Below are 18,009 nucleotides of genomic sequence, written 5' to 3' on the forward strand. Positions count from 1 at the left end.
TTATGAGTGATGAGCAAACAATTTATATTAGCCCGGATGATGATCTGACGACCGTGCGTGAGCGTCTTGAGCACATCCAGACACGCAAGGTAACCTTAGTAGTACCAGCCCAGACGCAGTTGCGCAGTCATGTGGCTTGGAAGCTGCTCTATGCGCGAGCCCGTGAGTTAAACAAAGAAGTCCTGATAGTCAGTTCCGACCCGCAGGTACGTTCGGTTGCGCATGCCGTCAAATTCACAGTTGCCAACTCGCTTGAGTCTTCCCAGCAAGGACACTCGCGTCCCACGGGACGTCCAACGAAAAGTGCAGCGCCCAACCGTACCAAAGTCGCAGGACCAGGACCGCGCTCGGCACCTGCTCGCCCGTCAGCAGCATCGCGCAGTACCAACAACCTGCGCCCAAAACCGACTGAGGTGCGATCCTGGCGGGGTACAGAGTCAGCAGTGGACTCACGGACCAAAGGACGCGGTAGGACGAGCTATCAAGAGCCTGGGGCGTCTCAGGGGGAAGAGATTGATGATCTTGATCCGGCTACTTTTCAAGGCCCGGCCAAAAAATATGGCAAGGGCTTTGATTTTAGTGTGAATTCGGCTCCCCCGATTCAGCCACTCACGCCCGATCAGATCGAGGAGCCCGATCTCTTGCTGGAAGATTATACACAAGCTCAGGATATCCGTTCTGCGGCGAAAGATCTGCCGGACAAGCCGGGCACACTTCCTGTAACGCCACGCACAACACCTGAAGTGTCACGCCGGTCTCCGCAAACGCATGCCTCACAGGCTTCGCAGATACCTCTCAACGAGGATGATGAAGATCCTTTCTCCTATATGGAAGATAAACAGTTTTCTCAATCGGGAGAACAACATGGAAACTCTTCCATCGGGTACGATGATCACAAATATGAGCATGTTATCCACGATGTCTCGGATGAGCCAACCAGCATTATCAGCGATCACATTGATTATGACGTCAAACCAGAAGCCAGAAATACACGCAAAAAAGATCAAAAGACTTCTGATAACGCGACAAAGCAGCGCGAGAGATCTCTTCCACAATCACGACGGACAGGCAATATAGCGCCAGCGCCTCCGGCCACGCCGCTTCAATCGACACAGCGTATGCGCTCCGAAGACCTGGACGACGATGATCTGTTACCTGAAGAGCGTCCCGTTGAAGAACGTCCCACACGCATCCAGACACGTGATAGGTTAAATGAGGCACGCCCACAACGTCCCGCACGGGCACGAGAATCGGTCCCCCTGGCTCCGACAGGGTCACGTAACTCGGGACCATATAGCGGCCAACTGAACCGTCCTGGAGCGCCACAGCCGCCCCAACAACGACCCATCACCAACCGCAACCCCGATGCTATCCGGCAACAACCGGTTGGACGCACACAACCAGGGGCGCGACCAGTATCACAGACGACGGCGAATCGACAACGCAAACCTGTAACGCCTCCAGTTACGCGAAGGCAGCGCAGAAATAATAATACTCCGATATGGATTGGTACAGCTGTTGCGATCATCCTTATTCTCGTCATCTTCTTTTGCATCTATGCCATCCCGACAGCCACAGCCAGTATCACGGTCGCCACTCGCAATTATTCTCATGCCGTTAGTCTGACAGCTACTACCAGTGGACAGTCAGGGACAGTGCCAGCCCAACAGCTCACGCAAGATTTTTCGAAGCAGGGTACAGAGACAGCCACCGGGAGCAAGATGGTGGGAACAGCCAAGGCCAAAGGAGACGTTTGTTTCGGCAATGCAGGCTCAACTAGTATCACGATTCCCACAGGCACCACTGTCTCCACCGCCAACGGAGTACAATTCGTAACTACCGCCGAGGGAGTGATACAGCAACAGACAGCCTGCACAAATACGGTTAGTCCACCGATCCCTGTGCAAGCGGTTCAGTCCGGCGAAACGGGAAACATTCTAGCTAATGAAATAACGGTTATTCCCAACGCCAGTCTTGAGGCTATCGCCACCAGCAATGCAACTACCGTGGCCAACCTGAAACTCACAGTGAATAACCCTGCTGAAATCACTGGTGGAGGCATACAGCCCGTGCCAGCCGTAACCGCACAGGATCTGACTAAAGCCAAAACCGATCTGCATCAGCAGTTGCAGAGTCAGATCGACGCCTGGAAAAAGGGATTGCCTAAGAACGGTGTACTTGGTACCCTGGTCACAACCGACACGCTCGTCAACGCGCCAAAGGCGGGGGACATCATCAACTCAGGAAAAACCTTTCCAGTGGGCGTACAAGTCAGGGCAACCATTTTGTTTGCCAAAAATGCTGATATCGAAAGTGCCGCCGGTAAGCAGCTCGGAACAACAATCAAGACCGACAAGAACTTCACCGATGATGTTTTACTTCCACAAGCGGTCACTATTGCAAAGTTGACGCAGCAAGAGACCAATAATAACACTACGCTGAAACTTAACTTGACGGCCACAGCGAAAGTCACAGGCCAGTTCGACGAGAATGCCATCAGAAGTTCGATTGCCGGTAAGACACCAGATGCGGCTCAGGACTTGCTGAAAAAACAGAGTGCCAGTGTCCAAAATGTCACCATCAAAGTGAATCCAAGCTTCTTCTCGTGGATACCCTGGTATCAGCCTCATATAACTGTCAATGTACTACCGGGAACAAGCACGACGAAATAAGTCATTGTGTAGCAACTCAGTACCTTACGCTATATATCGTTGAGACTCACAACATTTGTAATATGTGATTGGTACAGTACCAACCACATATTACAAATTCCGAAAACAATACAGGCACTAAGTTGCTACCTTCGAATGATACAAAAGGCTGTGGCTCCTTCCGCATTTCGAAATATAACGCTACTTGCAGGCATCATAATCATTTCAGAACTAGCGATTATAACACTACCATGAAAGTACGACCAAATCCCAATCACTTCCAATAAGCTTTGACCTCGTTTTCGGAACCAACAGTAGAGCGACTTGAACTTAACAAGTTGAGTGCAAGTCGCTCTAGTTCTCCACTTCGTCAGTCTTCCTACATTATTTGCCATTTGAAATCTTGATATATTTTCTAGAGTTATCTCGATTCACCATCTTTCATACACTTCATTTATCATTTTTTCCTCGCCTCTTCAAGGGATACTAAGCAGTTATAACATTTAAATCCATTATTATGGCTATAATTCCACCTATGTGGTATAACTATATTGATGCTTTTGCATCAATATTTATCAAGAAAACTTGTTGAAGAAAGAAGAAGCACTTAGATGAGAAGAAAACTTATTCTTGCTCTCCTTGCTTTCACAATCGCTCTAGGGATTATTACCTTATCCCAGGCAAATGTGACTCATGCAGCAGGAGTGTATCCATCCCCAACTACGACACACGCCGCGGGTATGACACCGATGAATGCTACGACATGTTACAACGCCCCTTCCGATCCAAATTGTGACAACCAGGATCCCTATAATAACACAGGTATCTCTTCTAATGGTTGTGGGGCTGATGCTCAAGTTGTACAGTTTTCCAAATCTCACACTGGTATTGGGTATGTCGAGTTAGTATGGTCAGCTAGCTGTCAAAGTAATTGGGCAATAGTCGGCGTATATAGTGGTACTGCTTCACTAGATGCCTCTATACTTCGTTATACCAGTAGCAATGGAAGTGTACTTGTTTATAATTATAGTGCTACCGGAAACTACATATGGACCAATATGGTGTATGCTCCAACTCAGCCAGCTTGTGCTACAGGCGAGTTTAACGGAGGTGATGTGACAGGTGTTACAAACCCAGGTTGGCCTATACATTCAGCTAACCCATGCTCTTGAGGCTCTGCAAACTCAAATCTGCCTACAGAAAATGGTCATTGTTGAATAATGATGATTGCAGGTAAGAAAAAGATTAAGCAACAATCGTTCAGGATAGTCTGAGTTAATGGCCTTTCGCAGCCACAATCCTCACTATAAACATGACCAGCCAGACAAGAAGAAGGTATCCAGCATATTGGATACCTTCTTTCTCTCAATTAAAAATTATTCTATCCCAGCCCATCCCGTCAATCAATACACGGCTTTAACTCATAAATATTTCTTTCAATAGTAAAGTCACATCATTTCGTTAAAATGATTGCAGCAAAATATTTTTCTAACTCTATTCATAGTCACATTAATCCAAAAAGGCTTGCTTTTTACCAGATTCTACTACAATAAAATACGAAACTGGACAGAATAAGCCCGCTTTCGCTACAATGCTGTATGTTAGATACGAACATCCAGACAGCAAACCAAAATTAGAATGATTTTGCGGTGAAGAGCTTTGCGACGCCGCTGATTTTATTACAGCACAGAGTTTATGTCAATGTTGACCGACCTGAGACAAGATACACATATATCAAGGATATTTATATGGCTCGCTTGATGGCATTAGATGTGGGGACAGCAAGAATAGGAGTGGCTTCCTGTGATACGACTGGTTTCCTGGCTTCGCCTTACACGACGATTCACGTCACACGCGATGAAAACCAGACCTGGGAAGCCATCCAGAAGCTGATTGAGGAGATTGAGCCTGAAGGTCTCATTGTTGGTCTTCCCATCAGTCTGGACGGGCAGATCCATGGGCAGGGGCAGAGGATACAGAGCTTTGTTGAACGCCTCAAGACCCACATTTCTATTCCCGTCACCTTCTGGGATGAACGGCTATCAACTGTTGAAGCCCAACGCCTTCTCACACAACGTGGTCAGGATGGAAGAGAGAGACGCTCAAATCGAGGAGGTCGGCAACGTACTCAACCCAGGAAACGTCGGAACAGCCAGGAGATTGATGCGCTGGCAGCAGCAGTTATCCTCCAGGAGTATCTCGACAGCCTGGGGTAACAATTTATGAGGATCAAAACGCATGAGACGACCTAAATCATTAGTACCAACTCTCTCTATCCTAATCGTAGGATTAGTGATTTTTGCAGCGACATTCTATGGCTGGAATTACATCAATTCCATGTTTGCTCCAGTCAGCAGCACCGCCACAAAAGTGTCCCTCAATGTGCAACAGGGAGAGACCACCAGCGAAATCGCCAACGATCTCCAAAAAAAGGGCGTGATTCGCAACGCGCTGGCCTTCAACATCATGGCCCGCATCCGAGGACTAGATAAAAAATTAGAGGCAGGAGTCTATACAAAAATCGATCCCTCAATGTCGATCAGCCAGATTATTGACAAGCTTCAAACGGGACAGCCAGACGAACTCGTCCTGACGATCCCCGAAGGTACGCGCCTGGAGCAGATCGCCGCCATCGCTGCCACATCTAATCTCCCGAACTTCAATAAAACCCAATTTTTAAACTATACGAAGCACATCAATACATTTCCCGATGCCAGTAAGTATCCGCTTCTGCTCAAGAGTGTCCCGGCTGGCTCGAGCATGGAAGGGCTACTTTTCCCTTCTACTTATGACGTCTCTCCGACAGCTACCGCTAAAGATGTGATAGATATCATGCTTGCACAAATGACAAAAGAGATCACCGATAACAAGCTCGTCGACACCGCTAAAGCACATAACATGAACCTCTATCAGTTGCTTACACTGGCCTCACTTGTAGAACGCGAAGCTGGAAACAATCTGGATAAACCCAATATCGCCAGCGTCTATTGGGACCGGCTCTATGATGATGCTAGGATAGGTGAAACGAACGGATATTTACAGGCAGATCCAACTGTCCAGTACGCACGAGATACAGAAAATCCACCTGCGAAATATTGGACGCCTTTAGATGATGCCCCCAAAAATATCGCAATAAACAGTCTTTGGAATACATATTTAGTACTTGGTTACCCTCCCACGCCTATTTGTAGTCCTGGGCTGAAATCATTACAATCAGTGGCGAATCCACCGAACACAGGCTATTTATATTTCTACACAGCTGCAAATGGAATAACGTATTTCCAGAAAACATATACTGAAATGCAAGCAGCAATCGCTCAGAATCCTGTATCAAAATAATGGTATTAACACCTAAAGAGAGTAATTAAGCAAAATGGACATACAACAGCTTATTCAGACTATCGTCCTGTCATTAATCCAGGGTGTGACCGAGCTTTTTCCCATCAGTAGCCTTGGTCACACAGTGATTGTCCCCAGCCTGATCGGCTGGGGCAATCTCACGGAAGGAACCGCTTGCGGAGGAAAGAGTTGCTTCCTCCCACTGGTGACTTCACTTCACCTTGGCACCAGCATCGCGCTCATCCTGTATTTCTGGCGCGACTGGCTACAGGTACTCAAGACTCTGGGCAACACTGCAAGGACACGGAAAATAAATAGAGGTACTGAGGAATGGGTCACCTGGTTAATTCTAGTTGGCTGTATTCCCACTGGCCTCATCGGTATCGCATTAAAAAGCAAAGTAGAAGCATTATTTTCTAGCCCTCTCTATACTGCTGCGTTCCTGATTTTAAACGGCTCAGTACTTTTCCTTGGTGAGGCACTGCGTCGACGCGCAGAGAACAATATGAAGACATTTTCACCTCGAGAACGTGAAGCCCATTTTCGTCCGCTTACATCTCTCTCGATCAAAGAAGCGTTCCTGGTCGGATTAGCACAAGCACTCTCCCTCATTCCAGGCTTCTCACGTTCGGGAACCACGATTGTCGCAGGCTTAAGCGTAAAACTTACACACGAAGATGCTGCCCGTTTCTCTTTCTTGTTAGGAACACCCATTATTCTAGCAGCCTCACTCGTCGAAGTACCCTCGCTGCTCCACCAGAGTCAATTCCCATTCTGGCTGATTATTTTTGGCATGGTACTATCAGGAGTCTCAGCCTACCTGAGCACCGTCTTCCTCACCAAATATTTTGAAAAAGGCCGACTTGATCCCTTTGCCTATTATTGCTGGATCATGGGATTTATCTCAGTCATCATTTTTATGATACAAGGAAAATAAGTTAAAACCTCTTTTACCCCTTATAAAGTAGCGTCGTGCCCTCGGGCACGATGTCCCACTCGACGTACGATCAGACACGCCAGCGTGGCTCTCCGAGATCCTGCTGTCTCGTACGAACAACTGGGACATCGTGCCCGAGGGCACGACGCTACTTTTGTTAACTCAGGATGTCCCCTAAGATTTGAGCATAACCACGCAAAAACTCTTCCGCGCTTAGAGCCTTCTTCCCTTCTAATTGCAAGTGCTTGACAAGTAATAAGCCTGAGCCGGTGACAACCGTCAATACCTTATGACCCGCTTCTTCACGTATCCCGACGGTGCCGGGCAGGACAGAAGAAGCTACTTCCACCTCCAGAGGTGTTGCGGCGATAATCTTCAATAATTTGCCACGCCAACGCGTGTGGGCAGCCGGCCAGGGCTGATATGCTCTCACTTTTCGTGCCAGTACTGCGGCCGGCTGGGACCAATCAATTAAGCCATCCTCTTTAGCCAGCATATGCGTATGCGTCGCGCGCAAGGTATCCTGCGGCTCAGGCGTAATCTCTCCGGCAATCCAGCGAGGAAATGTCTCTATGAGTGCCTGTGCGCCCAGATCAGCCAATCGCTTTGTGAGGCTTCCTGTGGTCTCATCAGCCGCGATTGTGAGGCTATGGCGAGATAGCACGGGACCTGTATCTATCCCAGCATCCAGCAGCATGATTGAGACGCCCGTTTCGCGATCTCCCTGCACGATAGCTTCCGCAATCGGATCTGCCCCTCGATATTTCGGCAAGAGCGATGCATGTATGTTTAAAGTGCCATAGCGTGGCTGATCCAAGACCTTCTGCGGCAAGATCTGCCCAAAGGCCGCCACGATATAACAATCCGCGTGCAGGGCTGCTAAAGCATCGCTATTCTCGGCTTTTTTAAGTGAGCCCGGCTGCCAGACTGGTATCCCATGTTCAAGTGCCAGCCGCTTGACCGGGGCAAAGATCACCTCGCGACCACGTCCAGCAGGCTTATCTGGCCGCGTAATCACAGTCACAATCTCATAGCCCTCAGCCACGAGATCTCCTGGGGCAGACCTCTCGATCAAGGCTGCGAGCGCTGGTACCGCGAAATGTGGAGTCCCCATGTAAATGATTCGTAACATACATTATCCCCCTACAAAAATTACCATCACAACACACGTTCATACATATGTACACCAACTTCATCAAGAAACAAGTATCGTCAAGAGAATCTATACGCTACTTATTTAAGCCAAAGGGTGAAAGCAACAACTCATACTAGCACTTTCAGGCTATTTTATCACCTCAGCTTATAATTCGGTTATGCTATAGTTGCTTTTATCTGTTTAAATGAGGAGGAGCTTTATGCAGCTGGGGGATCAACAAGACACTTATCACTCAAAGAAATCGGCATCGTCTCCATATAATACAGTTTTTTCGTCGTCACCGGTACCAGTATCGATCACGCAGGACAGGCCAACCACGGTCGCCTTTGGCATCAACGCCACGACCCCGCCGCCCACTGATCCACAAATAACGATGCAGCGAGCTGACGAGATCAATAATATTCAGCGCATGTTTGGCGATGTACAGACCAGCGCGGTCCTCCTGATTGGATCACCGGGAAGTGGCAAGTCGATGCTGGCAGCGCTGCTCTATCGACGCTTGCAGATGGCTAAAAACAATGGTCTGGCAGCTCCCAAATACATGGTCTGGCTCACCCTTGGCACCTATACAACGCTCCCAGATATTATCGCAGCGATCCTGGAAGGTATTGGCATGCCGGATAAGGGGCTTTTCTTGTTAAAGCCTGAGCAACAGATATCGGCCTTGCTGCGTGCACTACGCCGTCCGGCGGAGAACGCCCTGGTGGTCCTGGATCAGTTTGAATTGCTCCTTCATCCTGAAACGCAGCAAGGAGTCGCGGGACGTGGCGTGCTTCCTTTATTCCTGGACATGCTCCAGACCGATCTAGGAACCAGTCGTATACTTTTAACAAGCTATAACTCACCCTATGATGAAAATAAAATTGAGCAGCCCCGTGTGCGCGCCTATCTGGTGACCAGGATCAGCTTGCCGGAAGGAGTTGCTCTGCTGCAACAACGTGGAGTACAGGGCAAGCAGGAAGAGCTCTCATTCATCTGGCAACGCTGCGCTGGACATGCTTATGCGCTGGTGCTATGCAGTGCCTTAGTCCATCTGAGCAATATTTCACTCGATATCTTACTCAATTCTCCCGACTATCGCCCGTTATGGTCCGGCGATGTCATTGCGAATTTAATCATAGCGATCCATTATTTTTTAAATCCCACGCAAAACGCCATCGTCCACGCCTTAAGCCTCTTTCACGAACCTATTCCGAAATCAGGCATCTTCGTAACGATCACGGGTGAGACTATCTCAGATCAAAAACAAAACGAGAAGGCTGATGTCGTGGGAGTGTTTGAACAGGAGCTACAACTCCTTGCGCACTTAGGAATTATCCAGACGCTCTTCAGTGCCGCCAATACTTTTTGCTATACCTTGCATCCATTGGTGCGCCAATATACGTTAGAACACTTTATGGAGGATATGACGCAGCGTGGGAAAGCAGGAAATGTTCCTCCATGGGCCGACAATGCACGTCAGATGTCAGATTTACAGAAAGAGCAGCTGAAAAGTGCTCTGATCGCCGGACATGTCCAGGTCGCGACCTACTATGAAAACACCATCCGCGAGCAATGCCCGCCACGTGAACAGCGCACCAAATTGCAAGATATTGCACCCATTATTACAACCTTGCGCCATCTCTGCCTGGGCCAACGCTGGCAACGCGCCTGCGATCTGCTCTTCCGTGAGAATCTTCACGAGACGATGGTGTTATGGGGCGCCTGGAATACGTTGATAGGTCTCTATACAGCTATGCTGCCACCATTTGGTATCCTGAGACCAATCGATGAGGGACTGGTCTCCAGTCAGGTAGGGATGCTCTATGGACGCATCGGCGAGTATCAGCAGAGTAAAGTCTACTTCGATAAAGCGATCACGCTCCAACGTGAAATTGGCAATAAGCATGGAGAGGCTGTATCTCTGACAAATCAGGGAGAACTCCTGCGCATTCACGGGGATTATCAGCAAGCGCGACAAAACTTTGAAACCGCCTTATCGCTCAGTGCTCAACCATCCGACCCACAATTGAAAAGCGTCATTTATCACAACCTGGGCCTACTCTCACAGCATGCTCGTGACTATACGCAAGCCCACACCTATTATACCAAAGCTCTGGCGCTCGCCGCTCAAATAGAGCATCAGCAATATGCAGGGATGATTTTAACCAATCTTGGGATGCTACTCTATGAGGAGCGCCACTATCAGGAAGCCCTGGCCATCCTGTTCTCAGCGCTGCAAATTCGTCAGTCCCAACAAGATCCAACGACGTCTCTACTGGAGCGCTTTCTGGTCGCGATCGAGCAAAAAATGGGATCAGAAAAATATACACAACTCTGCGTCGAAGCCTTGCAGATGCAGCCACAGGTACTCGCTCGCTTTCTCCCCTCAGATGTGAGACAATAACGCTATCATTGCGAGCACATGCTATATTTATAGATGTCAGCCTTCCATGGATCGTCTGACATCTAAGCAGATCACGTTAGACTGAAACGAAAGAGAGTTTCATCGCATGGCCTCTACGACGAATCCGCAGGAGATACTTGTAACAGACGAGACGGTAGTAACATCCGGACAACACTCCCTACAGGGTTGGTTAGTCTTACTGCTGGTATTTGTAGCGGGTGCCGCCTCCCTCTCCATCGAGATGGCTGCGTCGCGCCTGCTTGCACCCTATTTCGGAGACTCACTCTTTGTCTGGTCCAGTATCATCGGATTAATTCTGCTGTATCTCACCGTTGGCTACTACGTCGGTGGACAGCTCTCTGATCGTTATCCTCGCCCCATATTCCTCTACGCGATCACAGCCGCCACCTCACTCCTGATTGCACTGATTCCCCTGATTGCCATCCCATTGATGACCTGGGCACAAGTAGCCTTCTCAGACGACGCTTACGGGGTCCTCTATGGATCTCTCCTCTCAATGATCGCTTTCTTTGCGCTACCGACCATATTGCTCGGCTGTGTCTCTCCCTTCGCTATCCGGATACGAATGCAGCAGGTGGGAAAAGCGGGTCGTATCTCAGGTCAACTGTATGCCATCTCAACGGCTGGCAGTGTCGTTGGAACATTTCTGCCCGTCCTCGTCCTACTGCCTTATCTGGGAACGATGCAAACATTCCTGATTACCGCCCTTACCCTCTTCATCTTTTCTGTTCTTGGCTACCTCTCAACCAGAAGAGCAAGCCTCTGATTTCCACAGATGGACATCTTTTGAGGCGGTAATATCTTCTTCACAGGCAATAGAGTATTTTAAGCATACCGACATTCCCTTGTGATATACTAACCATGTTTCACATACGGCCGTCACTCCTGTCTAAGAAAGGACTGTTCCAAAGAGATGAGTGATCAACAGGGGCTACCCCCCAACTATTTCTACCACAAATTATCAAATGGTATAGAGCTTATCGGTCAGTACACGCCAAGCCTCAACTCGATCAGCTTTGGTTTCCAGTTGGATGCTGCCATCATCCACGAGCCGGAGGAGAAGCAGGGACTTGCCCATCTCTTTGAATACATGCTCTTTCAGGGCACAAAAACAAAGGATGCTCGCGCACTGAATGAAGCCTTTGAATCGCTAGGCGCACGCAAAGGAGCCAGTACGAGTCTGGAAACTGCGATGGTCTGGGGACAAATCGTCAATACCAAGTTCGATGCCACCATCGACCTCTTTCGTGATATCCTGCTGACACCGACCTTCCCACGTAACGAGGTCAGTCAGATGCGCGATCTGGTGCTGCAAGAGATTCGCCGCCGCGATGATGAGCCAATGGGACGCATCTTCGAGCTGGTACGAGCCAATTTCTATAAAGGGACGCCGCTGAGTCGCTTGATGCTCGGCACCAACGAGAGCTTGCAGAAATTGCAGCAGCAAGATCTACGGGACTTCTGGCAGACACGCTATCAACCCAATAACGTGCTCTTCGCCATTGCAGGCAAATTTGACTGGGATCATGTGGTTGAGAAGTTAGAACAGCTCTTCGGAGACTGGCAAGGAGAGGCAGCACCTTCCCCCGAACTCACGCCGCATCCTGAGCAGAGCATCTCGGTAGAGTTCCGCGAAGGACAACAAGAGCATATCGCACTCATGGTTCCATTTCCCAAGTATACCGATCCCGATTATTATGCCGCGCTGGTCATTGCCGAAGTACTCGGCGGCTCCATGGCATCTCGACTCTTTGTCGAAGTGCGTGAAAAGCGTGGTCTGGTCTATAGCGTGTCGGCTGGCCTATCGGGCAACAAGCATATTGGAGCCTTACGCGTCTACGCCGGAACCACACCCGAGCAAGCTCACGAGTGCCTTGAGGTAATCCTCAACGAACTGCGTAAGCTGGAGAAAGAAGGCATCACCGCCGACGAGCTCGAACGTACAAAAGTGCAATTGAAGAGCGAAAATGTCATGCATGGAGAAGGATCGGCAGCTCGCATGAGCCTTCTCTTACGCACCTGGTGGTACGAGCGTAACGTCAAAACGATCCAGGAGATCAAAGATGCTATCGATGCTGTCACACAGGAACAGATCCTGAGTGTCTTGCAGCGCTTCTCGCCAGTCAATCCTATGACGATCGCCGCCATCGGCCCTCTCTCACAGGAAGAACTGGTCGGCGATAGCTTATCCTAAAAGCCCGGCCCAACAACCAAGCATACACAGGAGATTGTCTGCACATAGATATATGGAGCGGACAATCTCCTTTTTGCCGGCAGGTTATATACTCCAATACTTCTCAGAGAGCAATACGCCTCCCCAAAGAGAGCAAGCCAACCGACGTAGCGGCGCGGCTCCGCCGTGCTGTCTGTGACTCGTCCGACCACGCTCCACATGGGGTTCCATTGAGACAGCCTTCCCTTGAGAGGCGCCCCCGAGCCGAATCATACGAGTCACAGACAGCACGGCGGAGCCGCGCCGCTACGTCGGTGAGCTTAAAATGCGTTGAGCGAAAGAATATTTCACTCTTCTTCGAGAAGTATTGGGCTATATACTCGACCAATCAGAATATAGACTGCAAATATTGAACATAGAGAAGATCGTAGAGAGCCGCCTGATCGGCATCGAAGGCAATGGTGCTCGATGGCTGGGGAGTAATGGCCTCAATCGCAGAGATGTCTGACCAGATGCCACTTGCCAGACCGCCCAGCAGAGCCGCTCCACGAGCTGAGGCATCTGGTGCATCAACAACGAGCAGTTCGCGATGCAAGATGTTTGCAAGCATTTGACGCCATGCAGGATGCTGTCCTCCTCCACCGACCAGTCGCAAGGGGGCAAGCGCATCTACTCCGGAGAGAGCAGCGAGCGCCTCTCTAATACCAAAAGCGACCCCTTCCAGAGCCGCATGTAACAGATGCTCGCGTCGATGATCGATGCGCATCTGTAGCCAGGCTCCCTGACTGGCGGGATTAGGATGATGAGGCCGTTCGCGTGTGAGATAGGGATAAAAAAGCAGGCCATCTGAACCAGGAGATACGTGGGTAGCACAACCATACAACTCATCCCAACTGGCATTCAGCATGCGACATACCCAATCAAGCGCCAGGCCAGCGTTCTGGACAGCCGCCATCGTATACCAGTGAGATCCATCTGCGGCGCGGTAGAGATGTGTACGAAACGTTGCATCCACAATAGGTTGCGCACAGATCTGTATCAATTGAGCGCCAGTGCCGACTGTTAATTGCACATTGCCAGCATCAAACAGGCCAGTCCCCAGAGCTGCGGCGGCAGTATCTGACGCTCCCGCCGCGATCGGTAAGCCGATAGGCAATCCAAGCTTGCGTGCCGCCCGTGCACTGAGCGTTCCAGCCTGCGTCGCCGACAACAAAATAGCAGGAAAGATTTCGGAGCGCAAACCAAGCGTTGTAATCACATCGTCCGCCCAACCATCCGCAGCGATATCATAAAGCAAGGTCGCAGAGGCATCGCTCCGTTCAGCATTGATCAGATCAGTCAAACGCAAACGTATCCAATCTTTGGGCTGGAGAACCCAACGCGTAGCTTGATAAACATCCGGCTCATGACGGGCCAGCCAGCATAACATAGGACCAGTCATGCCAGGAACCAACGGATTCGCCAGGTGTTGAAGCATCTCATCAGGTAGCTGGCGATAAAGCTCAAGCTCCGCCTCCGCACGTGTATCGGACCAGAGCATAGCGGGCCGAAGCACGCGATTGTCAGCATCAATCAGCACCATACCATGCATCTGGCCCGAAAGACCAATAGCACGGACATTCAGTGAGGAATCTCGGGTAAGCACGTTCTGTACGGCCGATAGCACAGCAGACCACCATAACTCGGGATCGCACTCGGACCAACCTCTCCGAGGCGCTTGCACCTGATAATCAGCTCTGCCTGAACCCACAATCTGTCCTGCCATATCCAGCGCCAGCACCTTCACCGAACTGGTCCCCAGATCAATGCCAAGCGTGACATCTATCATTCTTTGTGGCTCCATCATACAAGACTCCTGGCCATACGCAAAGAGAAATCTTCTGCATGGCTCAAAATAACTGCTTCTCACCAAAAAAGAGAAGCCATCCAAATCGGTTCAAAAAATCCCCTTTTATTAATATTGATGCTATACAATAGAATAGATCGTTACAGTAATATTGATCCGCTATCTCTATAAAAAAACTTCTAGCCAAAAAGGAGCTGGTATATCATCAGATCGGCGGAATAACTTCAACAGTAACTTCACTTGTATCGCATGAAATTATAAAGATACATCATACACAGAGTGACCGTCATCGTCAAAGTAGACGATAAAATAGATAGCGATGACGCAAAGGAGCAGAGTAACATGGCCGAGAGAAGAGCAGACCATACTATTAATGAACAAGTAATGGCAACCATCAAAAATGAACATGTCCGTTTCGTGAACCTGGAATTCACTGATGTGGTTGGTGTTGCAAAATGTGTCACAATCCCAGCCGAACAACTTCCCGAATGTGTACGACACGGAAAATGGTTTGATGGTTCCGCTTTAGAAAATATAGCACGCGTTGTTGAGAGCGATATGTATTTGTATCCTGATCTTGCCACCTTTGCACTTCTGCCAGGAAACGTACGTATGCAGCCAGCCGCCAACAGCCGCCAGCCGGACATCCGCAATGACGATGTCATTGCCCGTGTGATTTGCGATATCCGCGAACCTGATGGCGAACGTTTCGAAGGTGATCCGCGTGGAGCACTGTCCAGAGTGCTGGCGGAGGCACGCAAGATGGGCTTCAAATATCAAGTGGGACCTGAATTAGAATTTTTTCTCTTACAATTTGAAGATAAAAAGCCCATTCCCCTACAGGACGATCCGGGAAGTTACTTTGATCTCTCTACACAATCGACGATTGCCATACGCAACGAAATGGTCCACGCCCTACAAAGTATGGGCATCAAAATTGATGGGAGCCATCACGAAGTAGCTGCGGGACAACACGAAATCGATCTTGAGGCCAGTGACGCACTACGTACAGCCGATAGTTTGATGACAGCAAAATACGTCATCAAAGCCATCGCCGCTCAGCATAATCTCTATGCCACGTTTCTTCCCAAGCCCTTTTATCGCACCAACGGCTCGGGGCTCCATATCCATCAACAGCTGATCAATCTGGACACGGGTAAAAATGCTTTTGTGGATGAGCAAGGCGAATATGGACTCTCAGAGATCGGACGTGGCTTCATTGCCGGACAACTCTCTCATGCACGCTCGATGTGTGCCATTCTCGCTCCTCTGGTAAATTCTTATAAGCGCTTGGTACGAGGTTATGAAGCCCCGGTCTTCATCAACTGGGGACGAGTAAATCGTCAGGCATTAATCCGCGTCCCGCGTCCGGGCCGCGACATGGAAACATCTATGCGTATCGAGCTACGCTGCACCGATCCCAGTTGTAATCCTCATCTAGCACTGGCCGTCATGCTCCACGCGGGCCTGGAAGGCATCCGCAATCAGCTCACGCTCCCCCCTGCCATGGATGAGAGTATCTTCTTGCAAGACGATAGCGAACGTTTAAGGCCACGTTCACGCCTCCTGCCCGCAACTCTGGGTGAAGCATTGGATAGCATGCGCGAGGACCCTCTTATACGCGATGTCCTCGGGGATACAATCTATGAAGGCTTCATCGATGCCAAAAACATCGAATGGACCGAGTATCGTCAACAGGTCCATCAATGGGAGATCGAACGCTATCTACCCCAATTCTAAGCCAGAGGCATGAGGTACTGTCGTCTATATATCGCTTAGACAGTACCTCACCCACCCTCCAGTGTATGGGACGACCGACCTTTTTATCAGAAGCGTACAGACAGATCAGAATTAAACATGGCCCCTCGTTTAGCCTATAAAGTGGTACTTCTATGCCATCATCGGAGTTAGAATAACCACTGGTATTTCGCGAGCTGTCTTTGTTTGATAGCTGGCAAAAGCTTTATACTGACTGGTTATCATCGCCCAGAGACGCTCCCGCTCTTCCGGGTTCGCCTTGCGCGCAGCCACATCAATCACATCAGGCCCAACTTGTATCTTCGCCTGATGATTTGCTTCTATATTGCGGACCCAATCTGGATCTCGTGGGGCTCCTCCATAAGAAGCAATGATAATATAATCGTTGTTATCTCTTACATAGAGTACAGGTCTCGTACGCTCCTGACCACTTTTTCTACCAATTGTGCTGAGAAGCAGCAAAGATCCTCCTCCCATCTTCCCTCCAATCGCACCATTCGTACGTCGATAGAGGCCGACATGCACTTTCATAAAGAAACGCGTGAAGCGATTATTAAGGTTTTTCTTGACCCCTGGACTATTTGCCGACATAATTTTAACTCCTACTCAATAAATTTTATCGTTCCCGGCATGCATCTATCTCCATGTTGGATACGGTATCCATCATCTAGTGTTCAGTGCTGTATAGTTGCTTATCCAACAAACATCATTTATCATAGTAATCTGCAAGCAGAGGACAATCAATCAGCAATCGTAATTTTTTGTTGGATAGGGAACACTAATAAAAATCTGTTGGCAAACAACAAGTTTACTCGCGAGCAGATTGGTAAAAGTCGAGCAGAGAGGAGACACGTGTCATGGCCACCATCCCCAAAAATCAGGATCGACGTGCCCAAAGGACACGGCAGCTATTAAAGCAGGCGTTTATTGAAATCTTACAGGAGAAAAGATTTTCTGCGCTAAGTGTTCAAGATGTAGCTGATCGAGCCAATGTCAATCGGGGAACCTTTTATGCGCATTTTACAGATAAATATGCCCTGCTGGAAATGGTCAGTTGTGAAGAGATGGGACATACTCTGAACACTCTTCCTCCAGTCACTCAGTGGGATCGGGAGGCACTACAACTTTTCATTCGCTCTGTGCTGGATTACTTCGATAGCAGCTATAGTTATATGCATTTCACTGAGAATATAGCACTACAATTCGAGCGTGCAATCCAGGAAAGAATGGTCGAAATCCTGCTGGAGTGGCTAAAACAGCATGCAGTAAGTCGCCCAGAGGTACCATTGGAGACGATCGCTCATATTATGAGTCAGGTTATTTTAGGAGCTGGCATACAACACAGTCAGAAACTAACCACCCTCTCTTCAGATGAAATGGCACGTGCAGTCTTATTGGTCATGATGCAAGGGGTAGAGCAGATTGCAATGATAGGCCCGACATCTAACTAAATCCTTGCCCCAAGCGTAATACCTTGTCCAAGGTCATCGCGCCGATGCAGTATCGGTGATGTGCATCCAAAACAGCTCCGGAAGGCAATGGGGTGAGACGCTCCCCGACGTAGCGGCGCGGCTCCGCCGTGCTGTCTGTGACTCGCACGACCACGCTCCTCATGAGGTTCCATTGAGCGATCTTCCCACGGTGGGACGTGTTCGTGCGTCCAGTGACAGCACGGCGGAGCCACGCCGCTACGTCGGTGAGCATTGACGACTAGGGCAAGGGGTCATCCTTCTTTGCCCTAT

14 protein-coding genes are annotated in these 18,009 nt (G+C 49.3%); 10 read left to right on the top strand and 4 right to left on the bottom strand.

Annotated elements, in window-relative coordinates:
- The first annotated feature begins 2 nt into the window (after positions 1–2).
- From AC27N8_RS20335 to AC27N8_RS20350, 4 genes are all read left to right on the top strand, one after another.
- A complete protein-coding gene (locus AC27N8_RS20335; RefSeq protein ID WP_487069231.1) occupies positions 3–2,672 on the top strand; it encodes a baseplate J/gp47 family protein in 2,670 nt (889 codons plus the stop codon).
- Positions 2,673–4,399: 1,727 nt separating this feature from the next.
- Positions 4,400–4,867, top strand: coding sequence for a Holliday junction resolvase RuvX (ruvX, locus tag AC27N8_RS20340; RefSeq protein WP_487069232.1), 468 nt, complete (start codon positions 4,400–4,402; stop codon positions 4,865–4,867).
- 22 nt (positions 4,868–4,889) lie between these two features.
- Complete coding sequence (gene mltG, locus AC27N8_RS20345) at positions 4,890–5,990, top strand: endolytic transglycosylase MltG (RefSeq protein WP_487069233.1); 1,101 nt, start codon at positions 4,890–4,892, stop codon at positions 5,988–5,990.
- Positions 5,991–6,024: 34 nt separating this feature from the next.
- A complete protein-coding gene (locus AC27N8_RS20350) occupies positions 6,025–6,927 on the top strand; it encodes an undecaprenyl-diphosphate phosphatase (RefSeq protein ID WP_487069234.1) in 903 nt (300 codons plus the stop codon).
- Between the two features lie 157 nt (positions 6,928–7,084).
- Here the strand turns inward: AC27N8_RS20350 and fmt are convergent, their stop codons facing one another.
- Positions 7,085–8,059, bottom strand: coding sequence for a methionyl-tRNA formyltransferase (gene fmt, locus AC27N8_RS20355; protein ID WP_487069235.1), 975 nt, complete (start codon positions 8,057–8,059; stop codon positions 7,085–7,087).
- Positions 8,060–8,282: 223 nt separating this feature from the next.
- Between fmt and AC27N8_RS20360 the strand changes: the two genes are divergently transcribed.
- From AC27N8_RS20360 to AC27N8_RS20370, 3 genes are all read left to right on the top strand, one after another.
- Entirely contained in the window at positions 8,283–10,469 is a 2,187-nt protein-coding gene (locus tag AC27N8_RS20360; RefSeq protein WP_487069236.1) for a tetratricopeptide repeat protein, read from the top strand.
- A 106-nt stretch (positions 10,470–10,575) separates the two neighbouring features.
- A complete protein-coding gene (locus tag AC27N8_RS20365; protein WP_487069237.1) occupies positions 10,576–11,256 on the top strand; it encodes a fused MFS/spermidine synthase in 681 nt (226 codons plus the stop codon).
- Between the two features lie 147 nt (positions 11,257–11,403).
- Entirely contained in the window at positions 11,404–12,684 is a 1,281-nt protein-coding gene (locus tag AC27N8_RS20370) for a M16 family metallopeptidase (protein WP_487069238.1), read from the top strand.
- A gap of 103 nt (positions 12,685–12,787) precedes the next feature.
- Here the strand turns inward: AC27N8_RS20370 and AC27N8_RS20375 are convergent, their stop codons facing one another.
- Positions 12,788–13,051 carry a hypothetical protein gene (locus tag AC27N8_RS20375; protein WP_487069239.1) on the bottom strand — a complete coding sequence of 88 codons (264 nt, stop codon included), beginning with the start codon at positions 13,049–13,051 and terminating at the stop codon, positions 12,788–12,790.
- Positions 13,052–14,509, bottom strand: coding sequence for a xylulokinase (gene xylB / locus AC27N8_RS20380; protein ID WP_487069240.1), 1,458 nt, complete (start codon positions 14,507–14,509; stop codon positions 13,052–13,054).
- Positions 14,510–14,851: 342 nt separating this feature from the next.
- Here xylB and AC27N8_RS20385 point away from each other — a divergent pair, with 342 nt between their 5' ends.
- Positions 14,852–16,249: a glutamine synthetase family protein gene (locus AC27N8_RS20385; protein ID WP_487069241.1), complete on the top strand. Its 1,398-nt coding sequence runs from the start codon at positions 14,852–14,854 to the stop codon at positions 16,247–16,249.
- Positions 16,250–16,399: 150 nt separating this feature from the next.
- Here the strand turns inward: AC27N8_RS20385 and AC27N8_RS20390 are convergent, their stop codons facing one another.
- On the bottom strand, positions 16,400–16,858 hold the full coding sequence (locus tag AC27N8_RS20390; protein WP_487069242.1) for a nitroreductase family deazaflavin-dependent oxidoreductase: 459 nt from the start codon (positions 16,856–16,858) through the stop codon (positions 16,400–16,402).
- A gap of 266 nt (positions 16,859–17,124) precedes the next feature.
- Between AC27N8_RS20390 and AC27N8_RS20395 the strand changes: the two genes are divergently transcribed.
- Both AC27N8_RS20395 and AC27N8_RS20400 read left to right on the top strand, forming a co-directional pair.
- Complete coding sequence (locus AC27N8_RS20395) at positions 17,125–17,718, top strand: TetR/AcrR family transcriptional regulator (protein WP_487069243.1); 594 nt, start codon at positions 17,125–17,127, stop codon at positions 17,716–17,718.
- 58 nt (positions 17,719–17,776) lie between these two features.
- Positions 17,777–17,974, top strand: a complete 198-nt coding sequence (locus AC27N8_RS20400) for a hypothetical protein (RefSeq protein ID WP_487069244.1) — start codon at positions 17,777–17,779, stop codon at positions 17,972–17,974.
- Positions 17,975–18,009 lie beyond the last annotated feature (35 nt).

It is taken from the genome of Dictyobacter sp. Z7_2 (assembly GCF_057551105.1).

What these genes read in the sequence shown, in the direction of transcription:
- AC27N8_RS20335 (WP_487069231.1), top strand. Translation starts at nt 3, where the DNA reads ATGAGTGATGAGCAAACAATTTATATTAGCCCGGATGATGATCTGACG.
- ruvX (WP_487069232.1), top strand. Translation starts at nt 4,400, where the DNA reads ATGGCTCGCTTGATGGCATTAGATGTGGGGACAGCAAGAATAGGAGTG.
- mltG (WP_487069233.1), top strand. Translation starts at nt 4,890, where the DNA reads ATGAGACGACCTAAATCATTAGTACCAACTCTCTCTATCCTAATCGTA.
- AC27N8_RS20350 (WP_487069234.1), top strand. Translation starts at nt 6,025, where the DNA reads ATGGACATACAACAGCTTATTCAGACTATCGTCCTGTCATTAATCCAG.
- fmt (WP_487069235.1), bottom strand. Translation starts at nt 8,059, where the DNA reads ATGTTACGAATCATTTACATGGGGACTCCACATTTCGCGGTACCAGCG.
- AC27N8_RS20360 (WP_487069236.1), top strand. Translation starts at nt 8,283, where the DNA reads ATGCAGCTGGGGGATCAACAAGACACTTATCACTCAAAGAAATCGGCA.
- AC27N8_RS20365 (WP_487069237.1), top strand. Translation starts at nt 10,576, where the DNA reads ATGGCCTCTACGACGAATCCGCAGGAGATACTTGTAACAGACGAGACG.
- AC27N8_RS20370 (WP_487069238.1), top strand. Translation starts at nt 11,404, where the DNA reads ATGAGTGATCAACAGGGGCTACCCCCCAACTATTTCTACCACAAATTA.
- xylB (WP_487069240.1), bottom strand. Translation starts at nt 14,509, where the DNA reads ATGATGGAGCCACAAAGAATGATAGATGTCACGCTTGGCATTGATCTG.
- AC27N8_RS20385 (WP_487069241.1), top strand. Translation starts at nt 14,852, where the DNA reads ATGGCCGAGAGAAGAGCAGACCATACTATTAATGAACAAGTAATGGCA.
- AC27N8_RS20390 (WP_487069242.1), bottom strand. Translation starts at nt 16,858, where the DNA reads ATGTCGGCAAATAGTCCAGGGGTCAAGAAAAACCTTAATAATCGCTTC.
- AC27N8_RS20395 (WP_487069243.1), top strand. Translation starts at nt 17,125, where the DNA reads ATGGCCACCATCCCCAAAAATCAGGATCGACGTGCCCAAAGGACACGG.
- AC27N8_RS20400 (WP_487069244.1), top strand. Translation starts at nt 17,777, where the DNA reads ATGTGCATCCAAAACAGCTCCGGAAGGCAATGGGGTGAGACGCTCCCC.